At 45.2% G+C, this 22,307-nt stretch carries 14 protein-coding genes; 11 read left to right on the forward strand and 3 right to left on the reverse strand.

What is annotated here, in order from left to right:
• Positions 1-27 precede the first annotated feature (27 nt).
• Entirely contained in the window at positions 28-1,155 is a 1,128-nt protein-coding gene (locus PPIS_RS15675; protein WP_010374369.1) for an acyl-CoA desaturase, read from the reverse strand.
• 125 nt (positions 1,156-1,280) lie between these two features.
• Between PPIS_RS15675 and fabR the strand changes: the two genes are divergently transcribed.
• The 6 genes from fabR to PPIS_RS15705 all read left to right on the forward strand — a co-directional run bounded on the left by fabR (position 1,281) and on the right by PPIS_RS15705 (position 7,599).
• A complete protein-coding gene (gene fabR / locus PPIS_RS15680; RefSeq protein WP_010374371.1) occupies positions 1,281-1,904 on the forward strand; it encodes an HTH-type transcriptional repressor FabR in 624 nt (207 codons plus the stop codon).
• A gap of 377 nt (positions 1,905-2,281) precedes the next feature.
• Positions 2,282-3,829: a 2-isopropylmalate synthase gene (gene leuA / locus PPIS_RS15685; RefSeq protein WP_010374373.1), complete on the forward strand. Its 1,548-nt coding sequence runs from the start codon at positions 2,282-2,284 to the stop codon at positions 3,827-3,829.
• A complete protein-coding gene (leuB, locus tag PPIS_RS15690) occupies positions 3,826-4,902 on the forward strand; it encodes a 3-isopropylmalate dehydrogenase (protein WP_010374375.1) in 1,077 nt (358 codons plus the stop codon). The genes leuA and leuB overlap by 4 nt, the downstream gene beginning before the upstream one ends.
• Before the next feature lie 15 nt (positions 4,903-4,917).
• On the forward strand, positions 4,918-6,321 hold the full coding sequence (leuC, locus tag PPIS_RS15695; protein WP_010374377.1) for a 3-isopropylmalate dehydratase large subunit: 1,404 nt from the start codon (positions 4,918-4,920) through the stop codon (positions 6,319-6,321).
• Positions 6,318-6,917, forward strand: a complete 600-nt coding sequence (gene leuD, locus PPIS_RS15700) for a 3-isopropylmalate dehydratase small subunit (protein ID WP_010374379.1) — start codon at positions 6,318-6,320, stop codon at positions 6,915-6,917. Before leuC ends, leuD begins: the two co-directional genes overlap by 4 nt.
• Positions 6,918-7,038: 121 nt before the next feature.
• Entirely contained in the window at positions 7,039-7,599 is a 561-nt protein-coding gene (locus tag PPIS_RS15705) for a hypothetical protein (protein ID WP_010374381.1), read from the forward strand.
• 211 nt (positions 7,600-7,810) lie between these two features.
• Here the strand turns inward: PPIS_RS15705 and PPIS_RS15710 are convergent, their stop codons facing one another.
• Positions 7,811-8,185 (reverse strand): hypothetical protein, encoded by a 375-nt coding sequence (locus tag PPIS_RS15710; protein WP_010374383.1) that lies wholly within the window; start codon positions 8,183-8,185, stop codon positions 7,811-7,813.
• Positions 8,186-8,239: 54 nt separating this feature from the next.
• Here PPIS_RS15710 and PPIS_RS15715 point away from each other — a divergent pair, with 54 nt between their 5' ends.
• Positions 8,240-8,680: a tellurite resistance TerB family protein gene (locus PPIS_RS15715; RefSeq protein WP_010374385.1), complete on the forward strand. Its 441-nt coding sequence runs from the start codon at positions 8,240-8,242 to the stop codon at positions 8,678-8,680.
• Positions 8,681-8,974: 294 nt separating this feature from the next.
• Here PPIS_RS15715 and PPIS_RS15720 read toward each other — a convergent pair whose 3' ends face one another.
• Positions 8,975-9,487 (reverse strand): RNA polymerase sigma factor, encoded by a 513-nt coding sequence (locus PPIS_RS15720; protein ID WP_010374388.1) that lies wholly within the window; start codon positions 9,485-9,487, stop codon positions 8,975-8,977.
• Between the two features lie 284 nt (positions 9,488-9,771).
• Between PPIS_RS15720 and PPIS_RS15725 the strand changes: the two genes are divergently transcribed.
• The 4 genes from PPIS_RS15725 to PPIS_RS15740 all read left to right on the forward strand — a co-directional run bounded on the left by PPIS_RS15725 (position 9,772) and on the right by PPIS_RS15740 (position 22,289).
• On the forward strand, positions 9,772-9,975 hold the full coding sequence (locus PPIS_RS15725; RefSeq protein ID WP_010374390.1) for an MbtH family protein: 204 nt from the start codon (positions 9,772-9,774) through the stop codon (positions 9,973-9,975).
• Between the two features lie 148 nt (positions 9,976-10,123).
• Positions 10,124-15,349 carry a non-ribosomal peptide synthetase gene (locus tag PPIS_RS15730; protein ID WP_010374391.1) on the forward strand — a complete coding sequence of 1,742 codons (5,226 nt, stop codon included), beginning with the start codon at positions 10,124-10,126 and terminating at the stop codon, positions 15,347-15,349.
• 3 nt (positions 15,350-15,352) lie between these two features.
• Complete coding sequence (locus PPIS_RS15735; RefSeq protein WP_010374393.1) at positions 15,353-19,744, forward strand: type I polyketide synthase; 4,392 nt, start codon at positions 15,353-15,355, stop codon at positions 19,742-19,744.
• A 124-nt stretch (positions 19,745-19,868) separates the two neighbouring features.
• A complete protein-coding gene (locus PPIS_RS15740) occupies positions 19,869-22,289 on the forward strand; it encodes a penicillin acylase family protein (RefSeq protein WP_010374395.1) in 2,421 nt (806 codons plus the stop codon).
• Positions 22,290-22,307 lie beyond the last annotated feature (18 nt).

Consider the following 22,307-nt stretch of genomic DNA (forward strand, 5'->3'; position numbering starts at 1 on the left):
CCCTTTAGTTATTGAGGCCGCTGAACGTTATGCCGTTTTCAGTAGCCTCGAATTTAGTGCAATCCAAGCTTGTTTTTGGCTTTCCCAAGCTTGTTCTAGCTCTTTATATTGTTGCATCAGTGCGGAATGTTCGCACTGTGCAAGTACTGCCTCTTTCTTCGCTTCGAGTACCTGCTTTTGTACAGTACAGTAGTTTTGAAGCTTTTTAAGAAGTAAATCATACTCTTGTTGTAACAATGTAAGCTTATCTTGCGCCAAAGGCAATTTTGCGAGACTGACTTTAGTCTTATTCAACAAGGTCTCCGCTTTGGCTTTTTCAATGCGCTCAACCGGAGTGCGTTTTAGCTTACTGGCAAGGCCCAGTGCTGCAAAAGTGCGGATCAGCCATTTAGTTGGGTCATAGTGATACCAGCGAATACCATTACGGTAGTCGCTGGCAAAAATATGATGAAAGTTATGGTAGCCTTCACCGTAAGTGAATAGGGCTAGCAAACCATTGTCTCGCGCGGTATTTTTTTCGGTGTAAGGACGACTACCCCAAATGTGTGCCAGTGAATTGATAAAGAAGGTAAAGTGTTGACTGAGTACGAGTCTGAGTACGCCTGCAAGTAACAACATACCAAACACATTTCCGAGTAATAATCCTAGCACTAACGGGATGCCTATATTCGTAAGTAACACCAATTTCATATAGTGCTTGTGTTGCCACATCACGATAGGGTTACGTTGTAAGTCTCTGGCGTTATTATAATCACCGTAAGTCTCGCCTTGATAATCTCTCAGCATCCAACCGATATGGCTATACCAGAAGCCTCGTGTTGCGGCGTACGGATCTTTTACTGGGTCGTCGACTTGACCGTGGTGCACACGGTGATCGCTACTCCAATGTAATATACTGTTTTGTAACGCGAATGCGCCACCCAACGCAAAAATAACTTGGATCACAGGATGGGCGTCATAGGCTTTATGGGCCCATAAGCGGTGATACCCAGCGGTGATCGACAGACCGGCGTAAAACATACAGGCAACAAAAGCTACCCAGTGGCTGGTGGTATAACCGTATTCAAAGCCATACCAAGGCACCAAAGTGATCGCAGCTAAAAACGATAAGCTAAAGAACAGCACATTGGTCCATAAAATGGGTGGTTTTTTCATCAATTAATCTCAAAATCTAATTTCAGCGTACAACTGTACGCTAAAATAGTATTTCATTCTTGCTGCGTCAAGGTTTAGACTGCGGTTTATTGTTCTTATTTTTCGAAGCGAATTGGGGAAAGTCCATGGCTGGTGTACGCGCCCAACAAAAACAGAAGACCCGTCAAGCGCTTATCGAAGCGGCATTTAATCAACTAAGTGCTGAGCATAGTTTCTCGAATTTAAGCCTGCGTGAAGTCGCACGAGAGGCGGGTATCGCACCTACTTCTTTTTATCGACATTTTAAGGATATGAACGAGCTCGGGCTGACTATGGTAGATGAAGCGGGTTTAACCTTGCGACAACTAATGCGCCAAGCAAGGCGTCGCATCGCTAAAGGTGGTAGCGTGATCAATACTTCTGTGCACACCTTTATGGAATTTATTGAGCAGTCGAGCAACCAATTTCGTTTATTATTGCGTGAACGTTCGGGCACGTCGCCTGCGTTTCGAGCCGCCGTGGCTAGAGAAATCAAACATTTTATCTTAGAGCTTGCTCATTATCTTGAAACGGAAACTGGAGTAGATACCCATCACGCCCACATGCAAGCTGAAGCAATGGTTACCTTAGTATTTAGCTCTGGTGCTGAGGCTTTGGATCAAGATCCCCCACAACGCGCTGAACTGACCGAGCGTTTGAAGTGGCAGTTGCGGTATATCGCAAAAGGTGCCTCTGGTTATGCAAAACATCCAGAACCAATAAAAAAATAGCCTAAATTGGCTATTTTTTTATTGGTAATTAAAATTCAAAATTATCCTGCTCATTTCATATCCTATCTGTGTTCACTCCTAATCTTGAAATATATTTTCTAAATCTGGTGTTTTTTTAATTTAAATTGCCAAAAAACTGAGGTTTAAACTCTATTTTTGGGATAATTTATGCTTGATTGTCGCTTTTAAAGCATGTTAAAACATAACCAATTCATCAACAGGAACACTAAGCTCAATGAAAATGACTGCGCGTATTTCACTCCTTCTTAACCTCCTACTGGTAAACCAGAGGGGTGGGGTGTAATTGCGCAAATTGAGCGACATTTACTGTAGACACCCCGCACTTGCGGGGTTTTTTTTTGGCTGAGGATAAGGGTATGCAAGATAAAGTCTGGATTTTCGATACAACATTAAGGGACGGTGAGCAGGCGTTAAAAGCCAGCTTAACAGAAGAAGATAAAATACAACTGGCGCATACCATTAGTCGTCTCAATGTGGATGTCATGGAAGTGGGTTTTCCAGTATCAAGTCCGGCTGATTTTCGTGCGGTACAACGCATCGCTGCCGAGGTGAAAGGCCCCGCAATTTGCGGCCTTGCTCGTGCGGTTAGTAAAGATATTGACGCGTGTGGCGAAGCCCTTAAAGGTGCTGAGCAGCGCCGCATTCACACCTTTATTGCAACCAGTCCTCTGCATCTAGAACATAAGTTAAGAATGAGTTTAGATGATGCGACTAACATGGCGATTAAGGCCATAACTCAAGCCAGAAAGTATACTGATGATGTTGAATTTTCATGTGAAGATGCTGGCCGTACGCCACACTCTGATCTGTGTCGTATTGTTGAAGCGGCGATTAATGCCGGTGCATCTACGATTAACTTGCCTGATACTGTAGGTTATGTCACGCCAGACGAGTATGCAGCGATGATTTACCATATTCGAAATAATGTGCCTAACATCGACAAAGCCAGACTAAGCGTCCATTGTCACAACGATTTAGGACTTGCGGTGGCAAACTCAATCGCGGCGGTACAAGCCGGTGCAAGACAAATCGAATGTACCATCAATGGTATTGGTGAGCGTGCAGGTAACTGCTCACTAGAAGAAGTGGCGATGATCATGAAGATGCGCCAAGACCACCTAAAAGTACATACCGATATTCGTAGCGAAGAGATTTATCGCGCGTCGCGCCAAGTTGCTAAAATCTGCAATATGCCGGTGCAGCCAAACAAGGCAATTGTGGGTGAAAATGCCTTTGCACATAGCTCGGGTATTCACCAAGACGGCGTCTTAAAGGCACAAAACACCTATGAAATCATGGCTCCAGAAACCGTTGGTGTGCCGAGTAATCAGTTAAATATGACTTCACGCTCTGGCCGACATGTTATCGAGCATCGTCTTACCGAGCTTGGCTACCAGAAATCGGATTGCGATATGGATAGCCTGTATGAAAGCTTCTTGGCGTTAGCCGATCAAAAGGGCACGGTTTACGACTATGACCTTGAAGCGATGATTTATTTCAACCAAATCAAAGACAAAGACGAGCGCTACCAATTACAGTTCGTCAATGCATCTTCTAACTCTCAATCTATCGCGAGCGCGACTGTGGGGATTGCCTTGAATGGTGAGCTTAAGCAAGAAGCGGCAACCGGTAACGGTCCTGTGGAAGCGGCGTTTGTAGCTATCGAGCGTATCACTGGCATGGCGGTGGAAGTGGTGGAATATAACCTTGATGCGACGGGTAAAGGAGCAAGTTCACTGGGCCAAGTCGATATTATTGCCAAATTTGATGGTAAGCAATATCACGGTGTGGGACTTGCAGCCGACATTGTCGAAGCGTCAGTGAGAGCCATGATCCGAGTATATAACCTAATTGATAGAGCACAAAAAGTGTCTAGCCTAAAACAACAAAGGAAAGCAGGATGAGTCAAGCAAACTACAAAATCGCCGTACTAGCTGGAGATGGAATTGGTCCAGAAGTGATGCAAGCCGCTGAGCTGGTATTAGATAAAGTGGCGACTAAGTTCAACTTTGCTTTAGAAAAGTCACCACAAGCGATAGGTGGTGCGGCCATAGACCAATTTGGCGAAGCCCTACCCGCGGCGACATTAGCCGCGTGTGAAGCTGCTGATGCGATTCTATTTGGCTCTGTGGGTGGGCCTAAGTGGGAGCACTTACCGCCAAATGAGCAACCAGAGCGGGCATCTTTATTACCGCTTAGAAAGCACTTTCAGCTATTTTGTAATCTGCGTCCTGCGCAGCTATTGCCCGCATTGAGCGCCGCCTCTCCACTACGCAGTGACATTAGCCGGCAAGGCTTTGATATTTTATGCGTCCGTGAGCTTACTGGCGGGATTTATTTTGGCGAAAAAGGTCGCCAAGGTGAGGGCGAAAGCGAGTCGGCGTTTGATACGCAAACCTATTCGCGCAAAGAAATCGAACGCATCGCCCGTTTTGCTTTTGATGCAGCGAGACTTAGAAGCAATCATGTGACTTCTGTAGACAAAGCCAACGTGCTGGCAACCAGTGTACTGTGGCGTGAAGTGGTCAATGAAGTCGCGAAAGAATACCCAGATGTGGCGCTTGATCACATCTATATCGACAACGCTGCGATGCAGCTGGTAAAGCAACCAAGCCAGTTTGATGTGCTACTGTGCGACAACCTGTTCGGTGACATCCTTTCTGATGAATGTGCAATGATCACGGGTTCCATGGGGTTATTACCATCGGCAAGTCTAAATCAATCGGGCTTTGGTTTATATGAGCCTGCGGGCGGCTCAGCACCAGATATCGCTGGTAAAGGGGTGGCAAACCCAATCGCACAAATCTTAAGTGTCGCGCTGATGCTACGTTATTCATTGGCGCAAGACGAAGCGGCACGCGCAATTGAAAAGGCAGTAGCAGAGGCGGTGAAAGATGGTGTAGGTACACCGGATATCTATCCTCAAGCAGGGTTTACTACTATGGATGTCGCGCAAGCGATCGTCGACAGGGTTTAATAAAGGTAAGAGAAAGTGGCAAAAACATTATACGATAAAATTTGGCAATCCCATGTGGTTGCTAAATTAAACGAGCAAACCGATCTCTTGTACATTGACCGTCATCTAGTACACGAAGTCACTTCACCGCAGGCGTTTGCGGGATTAAGAGAGCAGAATCGTCCGGTAAGATGTCCAGAAAAAACCTTTGCAACAATGGATCATAATGTCTCGACCAAGAGCCGTTCGATTGATGCTGCCAGTGAGGTGAGCAAAAACCAGCTACAAGCGTTGGCACAAAACTGTGAAGAGTTTGGCATTGTGCTTTACGATTTGAATTCCATTAACCAAGGCATAGTGCACGTAATGGGACCTGAGCAAGGGATCACTTTGCCGGGTACAACGATTGTATGTGGCGATAGCCATACCTCAACGCATGGCGCATTTGGAGCGCTGGCTCACGGTATTGGTACATCAGAGGTTGAACATGTGCTGGCCACGCAAACATTACAACAGAAAAAAGCCAAATCGTTAAAAATTCAGGTGAATGGCGTGTTGCGTCCGACCGTGACTGCAAAAGACTTGATCCTCGCTGTGATTGGGCAATTGGGCACAGCTGGTGGCACTGGTTATGTGGCTGAGTTTTGTGGGACGGGGATCGAAGCGCTGTCGATGGAAGCGCGGATGACGCTGTGTAATATGAGTATTGAAATGGGGGCGAAAGCTGGCTTGATCGCACCTGATGAGAAAACCTTTGCGTATTTACGTGGTCGCCCATTTGCACCTCAAGGCGAAGACTTTGACGCTGCGGTGCACTACTGGAAAACCCTGCATAGCGACCCGGATGCTGAATTTGATCGTGTTGTGGAGCTGGATGCTGACAGTGTGCAACCTCAAGTAACTTGGGGGACAAGCCCAGAACAAGTCATTGGGATTAATGATCTATTACCTAACCCTGACGATGAACCTAATTTAGTCAAAGCGGATGCGATGCGCAGCGCGCTGAAATATATGGGCCTCACAGCAGGACAAAGGCTAAGCGATGCCAAAGTCGACACCGTATTTATTGGCTCTTGCACCAATAGCCGTATTGAAGATTTGCGTGCGGCGGCACAAGTGGTGGCGGGCAAGCACGTAGCGGCAGGCGTTGAAGCGCTTATCGTCCCGGGATCAGGATTAGTAAAACAGCAAGCCGAACAAGAAGGCTTAGCCGATATTTTCAAAGCTGCGGGGTTTGAGTGGTGTGAACCGGGCTGCTCTATGTGCTTGGCGATGAATGATGATCGTCTTGGCGCAGAAAAACGCTGTGCATCGACCTCAAACCGTAATTTTGAAGGGCGCCAAGGGCGAGGCGGTCGTACGCATTTGGTGAGTCCAGCAATGGCTGCCGCAGCGGCAATTGCAGGTCACTTTACTGATATTCGAGGAGAGGCGTCATGAGCGTGTTTCATCAGGGCCTAGTTGCGCCATTAGACAAAAACAATGTTGATACAGACCAAATTATTCCCAAGCAGTTTTTAACTTCAACCAGCCGCGATGGGTTTGATAAAGCGCTGTTTTATGATTGGCGCTATCTTGAAGATGGCCAGTCAGATCCGAACTTTGTGCTTAACTATCGACAATATCAGGGCGCGTCAATCTTGTTAACCCGTGACAACTTTGGTTGTGGTTCGTCTCGTGAGCATGCTCCATGGGCGCTAAAGCAATATGGTTTTACGGTGATCTTAGCCGAGAGCTTTGCCGATATCTTTTTTAATAATTGTGGTAATAACCAAATGCTTTGCATTGCGTTACCAGCCAGCACGTTAGATGCGCTCTTCGATGCATGCGAGCAACAATCACAAGTACATTTGAGTATTGACCTAGAAGCGCAGCAGATAAGCGGAGCGGGTATTGCACCAATTGACTTTGAGGTGCGAGAAGACATCAAAGCACGCCTCTTGAGTGGCCTTGACTTTATCGGTGAGACCGAATTATTAAATGCTCAAATTGATGCCTTTGAGCAGCAGCTTGCTACGACAAGACCTTGGCAATAATAGCTGTTTACTCAATTTGGTCGAATAATTTTGCCACAAAGCCAGAAGCTGATTAAGCTCTGGCTTTATTTATTTTAGGTGTCTCCAATGAAAAAATTAACTTTTAGCGCTACTCGCAACCTTGAGCTGCGCAGCCTTCGCGCGTCCTGCCCCGCTGGTTTCCATCCCAAGCCATGATGCATTTTTTGACGCTATTAAAGCGCATTGTGGTAAAGCCTACGAAGGTAAAGTAACGGTGGATAATCAAGGGCCAAGCAGCTTTAGTGATGCGCGCCTTGTGATGCACGTTCGTAAATGCAGTGACGCTGAGCTTCAAGTTCCATTTCATGTAGGAAAAGATGCTTCAAGAACTTGGATCATCACCAAAACAGGGGGTGGTTTGAGCTTAAAGCACGATCACCGCCATGAAGATGGCAGCGACGACGTTTCTACTATGTATGGTGGTCATACCCTAGATGCGGGATTTAATACCGTGCAGTCGTTCCCAGCTGACGAATATTCAAAACAGTTATTCGTCCAGCAAGGGATCCCACAGTCAGTCGGAAATACATGGCAGATGTATATCTACCCAGAGCAGTTTACCTATCGTTTGGTGCGTGAAGGGCGAGAGTTTCGAGTGGACTTTGATTTAACGAAACCTGTCGCTGCACCAACAGCGCCTTGGGGATATAATACCAATTGAATTAATTCTCTAATCAATTTGAAGGGTGAAATAGCATATTAGCTTCGTTAAAAATTTCTCTTTTAGAACAACAAAATAGTAAAATTTTTGCCTTGCTACTAAAGCTATTTTCCCGCTTCAAGATAGATCATTTACTTAATACAACTGGTATAAAGACTAAACCCAGAGCGGGTTACTGAAAAAGATTTATAGCGCTAACAAAAATGTGTGGCTATTTGGCCACACATTTTACGTCTACCGTTAAGTCATTCTGATAAGGTCGTGGCTCTAATGGCATCTTATCAAAGCCTTGAACGCCACCAAGTAATGTCAACTGTGGGTTACTACCTTGGCATAAGCGTTTGGCATGGCGCAGCAAAAATACGCTTTGTTGCCTAAAATGCGCATAACTATCTGGCTTAATTGCCAGTCGAAAGTGGTCATCGTTATACGTGGTTTGCTCATAATGTACTTTGTGGTCAAAGTCATAGAGCTTTTCAGGTTCGCCTCGTGGAACCGGTGTATATTGGCACGCCGAGAGCAGTGTTACACCTACAACTAGGGAACTTAGCTTTAATGGATTTAGTCTCAATGATAACTTACGCATAACTGTCCTTTTAGTCTGCTACATTTACAGTATATCACATGGGAGATTAGCTACTTGCTTAACCAACTTAAAAAACTATTTCAAAGCTTGCAGGAATCATCACCGAAACAAGAAATCGACTTTAATACCGCGCTTGCTGCATTACTGGTCGAAGTGATGCGAGCGGACGGCAAACTACAACAGTCGGAGTTCGATAAAATTGCGGAGCTGCTAAAAACGCGTTGTGAATTGCCTGAACCGCAAGTCAGTGCACTGATAACACAAGCGCAGCAACTGGTGGAACAGGCAGTAGATATGTATTCTTTTGCCAAGCAAGTGAATAACCACACCAGCGACATTGAGCGCATCGAGGTCATTGAGCTATTGTGGCACGTAGCTTATGCAGATGGCGAACTCGACAGCCATGAAGACCATATCATTCGGAAAATAGCCGGGCTGTTTTATGTTGCCCATGCCGATTTTATCGCTGCAAAGCTTCGCGCACAGCCAGAGTGATCGGTGCGCTGTTTTATACTAGGGCCTGTTGATCTTTCAAGTTTGTTTTTGCAGCAGTTTGACTGGTATTTATACAAGGCAGAGCCTGCGTAGCATAGTTATTCTATGTAAGTCAGGTGATAACACAGTAGAAATGCCAGTCAAGCGCTGCCCTTTGGGTTCACCTGAGTACGCTTTGTTCATTGTTGCTCAACTTTTGCCTAGATTACTAGGCGGCAAGTCGAGCGCCGCTACCAAAACACACTCAGAAGAACAAAAATCAAACAGCAAAGGTCAACAGGCCCTAATCAATCGCTAATGGCTAACTAACTCCGTTTGGCAGCTACTGATAGCTTCTTTGATCATAAAGTTGACTAAGGTAGGAGAGATTTTATAAAGGTTGGCTATTTCTTTCTGTTTAAGTCTCCCATGACGATAAAAAGAAAGAATGTTTTGATGGCGGCGAGATAGCTTTCCAATTGTATCGTTGATCTTTCCACTTAGCTGCTCACTCTCAAATTTAGATTCAACATCTATTTGGTGGTCAGTCAGTTGTTCAAAATGACTGGCCTCAATATCAACTAAATTTTCACGATTGAACTTCCTCAACATATCGATAGCGATATTTCGTGCAACTTGATAACAAAAACTAGTTGCATTTTTGATGGCTTCATTCTGGCTTGTGGACATGCCAGCTAACCGAATATAGGTATCTTGCAAGGCATCTTCAGCTAAATACGGACAGCGTAAAATACTGGATAGGTATACAAGTAATTTTGACTCGTTTTCAGAAATAACACGCGACCACTTAACCGCAAATTGAGACACAGCTACTTACTCCTTAAGCATTTCAAAAATAACAACAACGCAAATGATAATAATTATCAGTTATTCTATTTTTTATAAAGGAGGGCTGTCAAGTGCAAAGTTTACTTTTTGTGTTTTATTTTTTTCTTATGATTAACAAAAGTATTGGTTTTGGGGATTTAACCATCAACGAAACTGCAATGCTGAGCGTCTGGATTTAATTTTGAGTGAAATAAAACTAAATAATTTTGCAGTTGAGGCGTCATTGCTAGCAACTTCGTTTATTTACAGTCTGGGTAAAAGTTATGAGCTTTGATAATGAAAATAGCACATTTAAAGTATTGATTAATCATGAAGAACAATACTCTCTTTGGCCAAGTTATAAATCAATTCCTGGGGGATGGTGTGAAGTAGGCTGTGAAGGAGACAAGCAGACTTGTCTTGATTATATCAATCAACATTGGACTGATATGAGACCACTGAGCTTACGTCAAGCTTTAACAAGCTGATTGCCCTAATTACCTGTTATCCATTTAGTATCGATGATTTTGTAATTTTTATGTTGCAATAGATCGGCCTATTTATCCGATTTTTCGTTAGCAGGCGTTAGAACGTGGCTGGATACCATTCAAACGTCGGTGATTTACGGAGTAAACTATGTCCGCCATTACAATAACTGACCATCTTATACATCATGCTGAAACCCAGCCGAATCAACTTGCGCTGGTCTGTGTTGAACGCAAATTGACTACGCAGTGGACTTATCAAACGCTACTTGAAAAAGTGATGCTTGTTGCCAGTCATTTTCAACAGTATGCAAAACCAGGGGATAGAGCCCTGATTTTGATGGAAACTGGTATTGAGTACGTTGCCAGCTTTTTAGCCTGTCAGTATTGTGGGATCACTGCTATTCCTAGCTTTCCTCCTGAATCGACGAAGCCACAACATCTCGCGAGAACCATAGGGATCGCCAAAGACGCCAGTGCGACTTTAATTCTTACCACTGCCCGTTTCAGTGAGACGGTGCAAGCTCTGACCGAACAAACTTCTGGTGCGTCCATGTTAAGTGTTGATGAGTTGCAGGAGATAAATATACCAGCTCAACGTGCCAATACAGCGCCAAATGACATTGCATTTTTGCAGTACACATCAGGTTCAACAGCAACACCTAAAGGGGTGATGGTTAGTCATGAGAACCTAATTGCGAATGAGCGAGCGATTAGCGAGCGGATGGAGACGACGAGCAGCGATGTTATGGTTAGCTGGTTGCCGCTATTTCATGATATGGGGTTAATTGGAGGCTTACTACAACCTTTATTTATGGGGTTTCCTCTGGTATTGACTTCTCCTCGTTACTTTATGGAAAGGCCTGTAAGGTGGTTGCAACTACTAAGTCAGTACAAGGGGACTATCTCTGGAGGCCCTGACTTTTCATTTCGATTGTGTTTGGAGAGAGTAAAGGAAAAAGTGCTAGAAGAGCTCGATCTGAGTCATTGGCGAGTTGCATACTCTGGGGCTGAACCTATCAGACACGATACACTCATTGACTTTGCTGAGCGCTTCTCCGCTTGTGGTTTAAACAAGCAGGCTATTTACCCATGCTACGGCCTCGCTGAAGGAACATTGATGGTGACTGGCAGTCACGCCAATCAAGGCGCGTATGTGACGGCATTTGATAGCGCTAAATTAGCCGCAGGTATTGCAAAGTCGGTTCCAAGTCAGGACTGGAGAAATACAGAACATTACCGCCATCAAGTCGGCTGCGGTGTCGTCGCCAGTGAGCATTTCTTACGTATTAGCGATCCACAAACCCATCAGCAACTTGCAGATGGTTTGATTGGAGAAATATGGACTGCAGGTCCCAGTATCGCAGTAGGATATTGGCAAAACGAAGAAGCGACACGGGCCACCTTTATCGAGCGAGATGGCAAGCGTTGGTTAAGAACAGGTGATGTAGGCTACATCTTTGATGGTCAACTCTTTATCTCAGGAAGAGAAAAAGATTTGATCATCATGAATGGCCACAATGTTTATCCCCAAGATATCGAAAGAGTGATTGAAGCTGAATTGAGCTTTGTGCGTAAAGGTCGAGTGTCAGCATTTCCTGTTCCAAGCGCGGAAACTGGAGAAGGGATTGGTCTTGCTATCGAGACCACGAACAGCTATCGAAACACTGTTGCGGCGGAGCTCACTGCTGAAGTAGTAAGAAATTTTATCAGCACGCAATTCGGCCACAGTCCCGAACTCGTACTACTGCTTGATCAGGGCACCTTGCCGAAAACATCTAGCGGAAAATTGCAGCGTAGTGCCTGTCTTAAACTATATCAAAGAGCACAGTTGGTGCCATACGGTGCTTTTGATAGCGAAGCGTTGCGCAATCTTGGGCAAGTAGAATGTACGGTAGAGGCATGGTCTGATTTTGAACAAGCGATCGCTAAGTCGTGGCAGCAGGTACTCAACTATCCAGTGACAAATAACCGAGCTAACTTTTTTTCTTTAGGCGGGAATTCACTAAAAGCGGTACGTTTAATTGCGTTGGTTCAAACACAGTTTGATTGTCAGCTGGAGACGACTTGTTTATTTAATGCCCCTGAATTTGGTGATTTTTGCGAGCTTGTTAAACACAGTAAGGCGCAAAACACGAACAGGCTTCAGTTACTCCCAACGCATCAAATAGATCATCCTTTGAGCGCCCAACAGCAAAGGCAACTGTTTTTATGGCAACTGCAGCCTGAAAGCAACGCCTATCATATTGGGGCAAAAACCACTTTATTAGGCTCAGTGTCAATTGAGCATGTAGAGCAGGCTTGCCATGTGGTGTTTGCCCGCCACCCAATCTTGAGACAGCAATTTATGAAAAGTGGAAGTGGGCAATGGCGACAGACTGCGTCATCTCGTCCATTAAACTGGTGTGTTGAAGATATGTCACATTTATCTCAGGAGCACCAATCCAGTTGGATTGCTAAATGGTATCAAACTCCCTTTGCCCTTATGGAGGGAGACTGTTTCAGGGTTGCACTGGTGGAGGTTGCGCCGCGACAGTTTACTTTATTGGTAGCGATGCATCACATTGTGGGGGATGCATGGTCCTTCGAGCTGTTGATAAAGCAAATAGCTGATATATATCATGCGCTTGAAAAAGGTACTGAAGTAAATGTTGAGCAGAGTTTACTGCAGTACGGTGACTTTGCTCAATGGCAGCAAGATTGGCTCGAGAGTGCGGATGCAAAGCAGCAACAGACTTACTGGCTAGCACAGTTATCAGGTGATGGGGATGAGGAACTTATCACTACGCAGCGTGAAAATACGCAGCAAGGGTTACAGTCTAGATTGTTATGTGAGCAATTAGATTATCGCCAAGTTCAGCAACTCCAAGCCTTTTCACATCAGCAAAGTGCAAGTTTGTACATGTTGTTGTTAGCATCTTTGCAGGTCACGTTTTATCGTTTATATGGTAAGTCAAAGCCACGAGTTGGCGTTCCGGTTGCAAATAGACGCAGTGCCTCGACTCAAGAAATGTTAGGCTTTTTTGTTAATACGCAAGTGCTTACTGTAGATATTAACCCTGCCATGACGTTCGGGGACGTGATAGCTCAGGTAAAACAGCGCGCGCTAGAGGCGCAACAGTATCAAGATTACCCTTTCGAAAAACTAGTCGAGCTGTTAAACCCAGATCGCAAGCTTGGGCACAATCCGTTATTCCAATTCATGTTTAACCATGTTGAGTACCAAGCAAACCCTTGGCGTGAAAGTGCATCTGTGCAAGCAAGTACTGTGGAAGCGCTCAATCAAGAAGTACAGTTTGACTTTAGCTTAGATTCTAGATTGTTTAATGAAGGCCATCTTGATTTAGAGCTGCAGTATAACGGTAGTCTGTTCTCAAAAGCGCAGATGCAAAACTTTATGCAAAGCTGGCTCACCCTGCTACAGCAGGCAGTTCGACACCCTAACGAAGCGATTGCAGAGTTAGTGATGGTGACACAAGAAGACGCATTATTAGCGCTTGGGAAGGGCAAAGCGAGCACTGAAGAAAAAATCGACTGGCTTTCGCAAATCGCGCAGCATGCGAATGTAAGCGCTGAAGCAACTGCCATTATTTATCGCAATGAAGATTATAGTTATAGCTGGCTGTGGCAACGCGCATCTAGTGTTGCACAGAAACTTTCCGCTGCGGGCGTTGGAGCGGAAAGCGTGGTGGGGATCCTGTTACCTCGAACGCCTGACATGCTGGCCTGTACCCTAGGATGTCTGCTTGCTGGTGCGGGTTATTTACCATTGGATGCCAATTTCCCTGACGCCAAATTAGCATTCATGCTAAAAGATGCCAACTGTTGCAAACTTATTAGTGAAGATGTTTCAACTAACTTGGTATGGCAGGGCGATGTTTTTACACCTGCAGAGTTATTCAACACCTCAGGACTGGCGGATGAAATAAAGGATATTGGTGATATTAATCATCTTGCTGTGGCGTATCTAAATTATACCTCTGGCTCGACTGGAACACCTAAGGGAATAGCGATAGAGCATGGGGCGTTGGCAAAATACATTACGTCAGCAATCGACTTTATGGCACTAACTGCAAAGGATGTGGTGTTGCAATTTGCGACTGCAAACTTTGATGCTTTTGTGGAGCAAGTGTTCCCAACTTGGGCTGTGGGTGCGACCTTAGTACTTCGAGAAGATGCATTATGGGATGCGCAAACGCTTTATACCCAGGCGCAACGACATCGAATTACCGTCATGGATTTAAGTGCGGCTTATTGGCGTACGATCGCCGCTTCGTGGGCGCAACAAGCTAAACATCATGGTGCGCTGGCGCTTCCTTATCTTCGTCAGGTGCATTCCGGTGGTGAAGCGATGTCGACAACTGGCGTCGCTGATTGGCGAGCTGCAGGGTTAGGTCATGTCAAATTGCTGAATACCTATGGGCCTACAGAGATTGTTGTAGAAGCAAGTGTATTTGATTGCACCGCACTTGAACCATCTGCCAATGTACCGATTGGTAATGCTATCCAAGGGCGACAGCTTTATGTGTTAGATAGTGCATTGCAGTTAGTGCCACAAGGTGAAGTAGGTGAGTTGTACGTTGGTGGTGATATTTTAGCGAGAGGTTATTGGCAGCAACGAGGATTGACAGCATGTAAGTTTATCGCCGATCCATTTAGCCAAGATGGCGCTCGTATGTACGCTACTGGCGACTTGGTGCGTTGGCAGGGAGAACAGCTGGAATACATAGGTCGTCAAGACCACCAGGTGAAAATAAGAGGATTTAGAGTTGAATTATCAGAAGTTGAAGCACAACTTTGCAACCTACCTACAGTTAAACACGCGGTGGTACGGCTGAGGGATACGCAAAACTCAGCAAGTTTAGTCGCTTATGTTGAGGCTGATGGTGTAACCGAAGTTGAATTGAAACAAGCGTTACAGCTGCAATTACCTCATTATATGATCCCTGATGCGATTTTGGTGTTAGATAAACTGCCTCTTTCTGAAAGTGGCAAATTAGAGCGTCATAAACTGCCGGATATCAAAGTGATGCAGAGCAGTGAAACGCCGAAAGCAAACGCAAGTGAGTTAGAACAGCAGTTAATCAAAGTATTTTCTCGCCACCTACAACGAGACTCCATTGCTATAGAACAAAACTTTTTCGACTTAGGTGGTCACTCCCTGTTACTGATGGCGATATACGATGAACTCAAGCCTGATCATCCATCATTATCATTAACGGATCTATTCCAGTACCCAAGTATTGCCAGCTTAGCGAGTTATTTGACGACAACTGTCAGTGCGCAAAGCACGTCACTGCCGACGTCAAATAATAAAAAACAAAAGCAAGCTATGAGTGCCTTTGCTGCCAAGAAGCGTAAATCAAGAGAAATGTAACTAATGACAGAGCAAACATTTAATCCTTTAGATATTGCAGTGGTGGGAATGGCTGGGCGCTTTCCTGACGCCGATAACGTTGAAGCATTGTGGCAAAACGTTCGCAATGGTCATTGCGCTATTGAGACTTTGACAGAAGAACAGCTGACGGCTGCGGGGGTAAGTGAAGCACAGCGCAGCCACCCTGACTATGTCAACGCGTCCATCCCATTTGCAAACAAAGCTCAGTTCGATGCGGAGTTTTTTGGCTATACGCCAAAAGAAGCAACACAATTAGATCCTCAACAGCGCCTATTTCTGCAAACGTGTTGGCACGCTTTGGAGCATGCGGGCTTATCAGCGAATGGCCAGTTCACTGGCGTATTTGCCGGTTGTGGTGTGCCAGCATACTTACTTAAACATTTATTGCCGCAGCAGCAAGACAATGACATCACTAGCCTCTTAGCACTCACCAATGGCAATGAGAAAGACGCGCTGGCTACTCGCATTAGTTACGAACTTGATTTAACTGGACCCGCGGTAACGGTGCAAACGGCTTGCTCAACCTCTTTAGTTGCCGTACACATGGCCTGTCGAGCGTTGCAAAACTATGAGTGTGATGCAGCTCTTGCTGGTGGTGTGTGGCTCAACTTACTCGACGAACAAGGATATCTTGCGCCAGCTGGTGGCAGCTTATCAACCAGTGGTAAGTTGAGTGCATTTAGCGAACACGCCGATGGCATCTTAATTGGCAGTGGCACTGCTGCTGTGGTACTAAAACGTGTGGAAGAAGCGATAGAAGATGGCGATCACATCTTAGCGGTGATTAAGGGATCTGCGATTAATAATGATGGCAGAGACAAGGTTGGCTATACCGCGCCAAGCGTCACGGGACAGGCTAATGCGATACGTGCCGCTTTGGAGTTTGCAGATGTGGAGCCGCGCTCCGTAGGCTACATTGAGAGCCATGGTACCGGCACAAAGCTTGGCGACCCAATTGAAGTAGCAGCACTGTCACAGGTTTATCAGCACACTGAAAAGCAATATTGTGCTCTTGGCTCAATTAAAGCAAATATTGGTCATTTAGATTCAGCGGCCGGTGTGACTGGTTTAATTAAAGCTATTCAAGCCTTGCGCCACAAAGAGATCCCGCCGAGCATTCATAGCTCGCCTCAAAATAGTAAAATTGATTTCGAAAATAGTCCGTTTTATTTACCGAAGCATGCGCAAACATGGGATTGTGATGGTCCTCGCCGTGCCGCAGTCAGCTCGCTGGGAATGGGGGGGACCAACGCACATGTTATTTTGGAGGAGTATTTACCTGTAACTGAAAAGGTCGCAAGCGCCCCCGACGCATGGCACATTTTACCTATTTCAGCGGCTAATACAGCCAGTTTGGCTAAGCAGCGTCAACAGCTTGCAAAAGCCATAACGCAGAACCCACAGCAATTGACGCTTATAGCTGCACAGCTACAGCATAAAAAGCGTAGGTTGCCTGCAAATCAGGCTATTGTCGCAAAAGATGAAGCGCAGGCAATCGAGTTGTTAAATCGTGAATATGCCGATGAGATAGTGAAGAAAGCTGAGCAGATAGGCTTGTTGTTTTCAGGACAGGGCTCACAGTATGTGACGATGGCACAGCCTTTATATCGTCATGTTACAGAATTTAAGACTCACTTCGATGACGTACTAGCACGTTTCCCAAGTAAATTACGTGCAGAACTAGAAGCGGTATTTTTCCCTTCCGATGAGCAAATATTGGCGGCCAATCAACTCTTAAATCAAACTAGGGTAACGCAACCGGCATTGTTTGTTGTGGCTTATGCTATGGCTAAATGCTATCAAGCGCATGGAGTACAAGTCCATGCGATGTTAGGTCACAGTATTGGTGAATATGTTGCGGCTTGTTTAGCGGAGGTAATGTCTGTAGATGATGCCATTCATCTCGTTGTTGCAAGGGGGGAAGCGTTACAGCAAATGTCAGAAGGCGCGATGCTTTCTGTTATGGCAGATGCCAATACTATTGCACCTTTCCTCAATGCTGAATTGGATATTGCAGCCTATAACAGCCCGCAAAATACGGTAGTGGCAGGAACCAAAGCGGCGATTAAAATGCTGCAAGGTGAATTAAAAGAGAGGCAAGTCAGTTGTACCCGTTTACACGTCTCACACGCATTCCATAGTCATCTAACTGAACCTGTATTAGCAGTTTTTGCACAGGCGTTTGCAAAGATTGAGCTAAAAGCGCCGAAAATTCCTTTTGTTTCTAATATCACCGGGGAATGGATCACAGATAGCCAAGCAACCTCAGTACAATATTGGCTTGATCATATCCGTCAGCCAGTTGATTTTGCTAAAGGAATTCAAACACTGGCACAAACATGCCAAGTATTAATCGAAGCAGGCCCCGGCGATACCTTACAAAAACTGAGTAGTCAAAATCTCGGTGAGAGAGTACTAGTCCTACACTCAATTGCCCATGTAAGAGACCTAAAGTCCAGCGTACCACCGTTTGCGAAAACCCTTGCTATATTATGGCAGTGCGGTCAGCGTGTTGATTGGCACAAAGTTACGAAATATCCGCATGGGCAAAAGATGCTTGCACCAGAGTATGCATTTGCAACCACAAGTTTCTGGCAAGCGGCACATAGCAATCATGATACTGTGACTGACGCACAAATATCTGAGCCTGAGCTATTAGCTCCAGTGTGGCAACAGGCGATGCAAAACCTTGCGCCAAGCGCACCTTTGAATGGTCAGCGATGGCTGGTCGTTTGTGATGATAGCCCATTATGTGAAGCCTTAATGGAGGCATTGAATGTAGAACAAGTTTCCATACTACAGCTTTGGCATGGTAATACTTTTGTTCAGCAACAAGAGCAGGTTTATCGCGGAGATACTCAGCAAATCGAAACGTTTGAGACCATTATGTCGCAATTTGGTGATATTGTTCGAGTCGTTGATTTAAGGTTACTTGGGGCAGATACCCTAGCGTTTACTAGCCACTTGGCGTTATTGCAATGGGCTTCGGAACATAAAATAGGGGTAAGTTTAGTTGCTACTGGGCTTTTCTCTGTGTTAGGCAATGAAGCGGTATCACCATCAAAAGCGACGATTTTAGGTGCAACTAGAGCCTTGTGTCATGAAGTCCCTGAGTTGTTTGTACAGGTGGTTGAAGTCGCTGAGGTAGAGTCATTAACGAACACTAAAACCTTGGTTTCAGCAATACTGAAAAACTTAGCACAGAAAAGCAGCTTAGAGATTGCCGTGCGTGGTAGAAATGCTTTTAGCTTGTCACAGCAAGTAGTACCTGAGGTGGTAACAACAGTGTCGGGCTCTGATAACCCGGTTACCTTTATTACAGGGGGGCTAGGAGGTGTGGCGCTTATTCTCGCGAATAAACTGGCACAGCAAGGACATAAAATCGCGCTGTTGAGCCGCCGAGTTATACCCACTGCGCAACAATGGCCTGAACTCGCTGTTAATAACGAAAACTCAAAAGAGCAGGCATTATTTACTCAGTTGAACGAGTTAAAAGCACTCGCACCAGATCTGATGGTGTTGCAAGGGGATGTAACAGACTTGGCAGCATTAACCCGTGCCATAGCCCAAGCCGAAGCGCAGCTCGGTCATATCAGTCACGTTGTTCATGCAGCCGGCGTAGCCGGAGGTGGTGTGTTATCTCAGTTAAGCCCGCAGCAAGTATCTGAAACCTTAGCTGCAAAAGTATCTGGTGCCAATAATCTATTACAGGCATTCGCACATCATCAACTAGCGAAGATGATATTTTGCTCGTCGCTCGCCTCTGTGCTTGGCGCCTTTGGGCAAGGTGACTATTGTGCTGCAAATGCGTATCTAGATGCGCTGCCTCATCAATCTTTACCATTCCCAGTATGTACAATCAATTGGGATGGATGGGATAACATAGGTATGGCTGCCGGGCAACAAGTGGCGAGTGGCTTAGGGCTCAATCGTGAACAAGGTGCTACGCTATTTATGCAAGCTATCTCTGCCGACTTGCCACATCTCTACGCTGCAGCAATGAGCTGGGCACAACGAGAAGCTAAGTTGCAAGAGTTACTCTCTACAGCAGTGATTGCCAATCCTAGCACTAACACCGTGCAACAGGGAAAATCTCGTCCTGTTATGGATGTTGAATTTGAAGCGCCAGAAAGTGAGCTCGAACAACGTCTTGCAACACTATGGAGTGAGTCACTTGGCTATAGTGAAGTGGGTATTTTTGACAGCTTCTTTACACTGGGTGGTGATTCGCTTATTGCAATACAAATGATAGCAAAGGCTAAACAGGCTTTCGCTGTTGAGATAGCTCCAGCTGCATTTTTTGAAGACCCAACTATCGATAACCTAGCGTTTCTTATTGAAGAAGCGCTGCTCGCAGAGATAGAAAATCAATAATTAAAACGGGTGGCTATCACCCGTTTTTTGTATTTGCTTCACCTCTTACTTAAGTCCGCCTTACTTACCCTATTCGTCAATGAATGATTTGATTTTTAAACAGCACTTAATAAAAAGGACAATTATGAATTCCAATATACTGCTCATCCCTTTGCTATTATTTGGCCCATTGGCTTGCCAAGCTGATCATTCGGCAGCACAAAGTAATATAAAACACGCTTCGAATCTAAAAGCCAAAATCACCCGAACCGAATTTGGTATTGCCCATGTTAAAGCCAGCAACTTACGTTCATTAGCTTTTGGTACTGGGTATGCTCAAGCGCAAGATCATGGCTGTGTGCTTGCTGATAGCTATCTAAGAGTTCGAGGAGAGCGTGCTAAGTATTTTGGAGCTGATCACTATCAAACTGGTGATAACCGCCATGTAATGTCTGATTATCTATATAAAATTGCTGATATTTATGGGCAGGCTAAGCTCGCTTTTCCGACGTTATCCAAAGATACTCAAGCTGCTGCAGAAGGGTTTGCTGCTGGTTTTAATTTGTATCTCACCGAAGTGCAACAAGGTAAGGCTAGGTTAGAACCAACTTGCCAAGGTGAAAGCTGGGTACAGCCCATAACGGCCGTTGATGTACTTGCTAACATTGCCGCAGCGGGAAGCGGTGCGAGTCTTGGTCAGTTTGCTACCGCAATTTTGCAAGCACACCCTGAGCAAGGTAATGCTTGGCTGCCCAGTGCATCAGAACCTATGAAACTAACCTCGCCGTTAGCTGCAGTCCCTGACGGCGACAAGCTTATGACACAAGGCTCAAATGCTTGGGCTATCGGTGCTGATTTTAGTGATGATGGTAAAGGGATACTAATGGCGAATCCGCATTTTCCTATGACAGGACAGATGCGTTTTTGGGCCTATCACGCCAATATCCCTGGCGAACTAGATGTGATGGGAGCATCATTGCTGGGCTTTCCTGCGGTAGTGAATATTGGCTTCAATCATAATATTGCGTGGAGCCATACTTACTCAGCATCGACACAAAGTGTGATTTACCGTTTAACATTGGATAACACAACCCCACTTGGTTATGTGCTAGATGGTGAATCTAAACGGATAGTGGAAAAGGACATCGTTGTCGAGGTATTGAGTGCGTCGGGTGAGATGCAATCTTTACATAAGCCTGTATATAAAGCTGAGGGCGGGGTGCTGATTGAAATCCCAGGTGTATTAGATTGGACAGAGCAGCACGCGTATATTTTAAAAAATACGAATTTAGATAATTTTTCTGCTATCGATCATTGGCTTGCGATAAATAAAGCGCAAACTTTGCAGGAATTTCAACAAAGCTTTAAAGATCATAATGGCTTAATGTTCAATAACGCGATTTATACAGATAAAGATGGACACGCATTTTATATTGATGCTGCCAATGTACCGCATTTATCATCAACAGCGCTTCGCTATTTGAATGAGAATGTGTTGGCAAAACAGTATTTTGAAAAGTTTAGGGTACCAGTGCTTCCCGGTGATGATTCCGCTTATTATTATCAGCAAAGTGTACCATATGCAGAAAAACCTAAGCTTGAACGTAAGGACTATGTGCAAAATGCCAATGATTCATATTGGCTTGCAAATGCTAGTGCCCCTATCGCTGAAGTTTCCCCTCTTTATGGTCAGCACAGTGTTTTACAAAGTCGTAGAACGAGGTATTCTTTGGCGCAAATAAGTCATCCAATTGGTGACGAGCAAAAATTTGATGCTGATGAAGTCACCGCAATTCTGTTAGCCAATACCGCACAAATCTCCCCGATTATTGATACTGTCATTGCAGCGTGCGAGCAAAGCTGGCAAACCAAAGAGGTTACAGTCAATGGTCAAATTTTTGCATTAGCCCCGACATGCCAAGCTCTTAAAAAGTGGGACGGGCGTTTTGAGCAGTCTTCATTGGCTGCACATTTGGTGAGGGAGTTTGTCGCAAGAGTCAATGACCGAGAAGACTTCGAGGTTAGTTTCAACCCGCAGGATCCAGTAAATACCCCACGAAATATCCGCATCAATGAAGCGCTTTTTAAAGAACTAGCCATTGCAGGAGAAATTGTTCGCCATGCAGGCTTTGCGCTGGATGCGCCGCTTGGTGATATACAGTTTTTTGAACAGCACGGGAAGCGCTTTGCTTGGCAGGGAAATATGAATGTTGAAGGTGGACTTAACGTGTTCGCTACGCAAAATCGCCTCGATCAAACGACATTTGCTCCGGTTGCAACGCCGTCAGTGATGACACCGTACAACGATAGACCGCTGTGGAGTGGGTTATCGCAACGAGGCTATGAGTTGCACTTTGGTTCAAGTTGGATGATGGTTGTTGACTTTGATGAGTCAGGGGTGAAGGCGAGAGGCTTGTTAACTTACTCTCAATCACAGCATCCAAACTCGCTCAATGCGAATGACCAAACACAATTCTATAGTGAGCAAAATAAGCTGGTAGCACTGCCTTTTAGCAAAGCTGAAATTGCGGCAAAACGCGTTTCTACGCAAATCATAAAACAGTGATAATACACTGATCATAAA

It is taken from the genome of Pseudoalteromonas piscicida, from assembly GCF_000238315.3.
Classification (GTDB): domain Bacteria; phylum Pseudomonadota; class Gammaproteobacteria; order Enterobacterales; family Alteromonadaceae; genus Pseudoalteromonas; species Pseudoalteromonas piscicida.

What these genes read in the sequence shown, in the direction of transcription:
- PPIS_RS15675 (WP_010374369.1), bottom strand. Translation starts at nt 1,155, where the DNA reads ATGAAAAAACCACCCATTTTATGGACCAATGTGCTGTTCTTTAGCTTA.
- fabR (WP_010374371.1), top strand. Translation starts at nt 1,281, where the DNA reads ATGGCTGGTGTACGCGCCCAACAAAAACAGAAGACCCGTCAAGCGCTT.
- leuA (WP_010374373.1), top strand. Translation starts at nt 2,282, where the DNA reads ATGCAAGATAAAGTCTGGATTTTCGATACAACATTAAGGGACGGTGAG.
- leuB (WP_010374375.1), top strand. Translation starts at nt 3,826, where the DNA reads ATGAGTCAAGCAAACTACAAAATCGCCGTACTAGCTGGAGATGGAATT.
- leuD (WP_010374379.1), top strand. Translation starts at nt 6,318, where the DNA reads ATGAGCGTGTTTCATCAGGGCCTAGTTGCGCCATTAGACAAAAACAAT.
- PPIS_RS15710 (WP_010374383.1), bottom strand. Translation starts at nt 8,185, where the DNA reads ATGCGTAAGTTATCATTGAGACTAAATCCATTAAAGCTAAGTTCCCTA.
- PPIS_RS15725 (WP_010374390.1), top strand. Translation starts at nt 9,772, where the DNA reads ATGAGCTTTGATAATGAAAATAGCACATTTAAAGTATTGATTAATCAT.
- PPIS_RS15730 (WP_010374391.1), top strand. Translation starts at nt 10,124, where the DNA reads ATGTCCGCCATTACAATAACTGACCATCTTATACATCATGCTGAAACC.
- PPIS_RS15735 (WP_010374393.1), top strand. Translation starts at nt 15,353, where the DNA reads ATGACAGAGCAAACATTTAATCCTTTAGATATTGCAGTGGTGGGAATG.
- PPIS_RS15740 (WP_010374395.1), top strand. Translation starts at nt 19,869, where the DNA reads ATGAATTCCAATATACTGCTCATCCCTTTGCTATTATTTGGCCCATTG.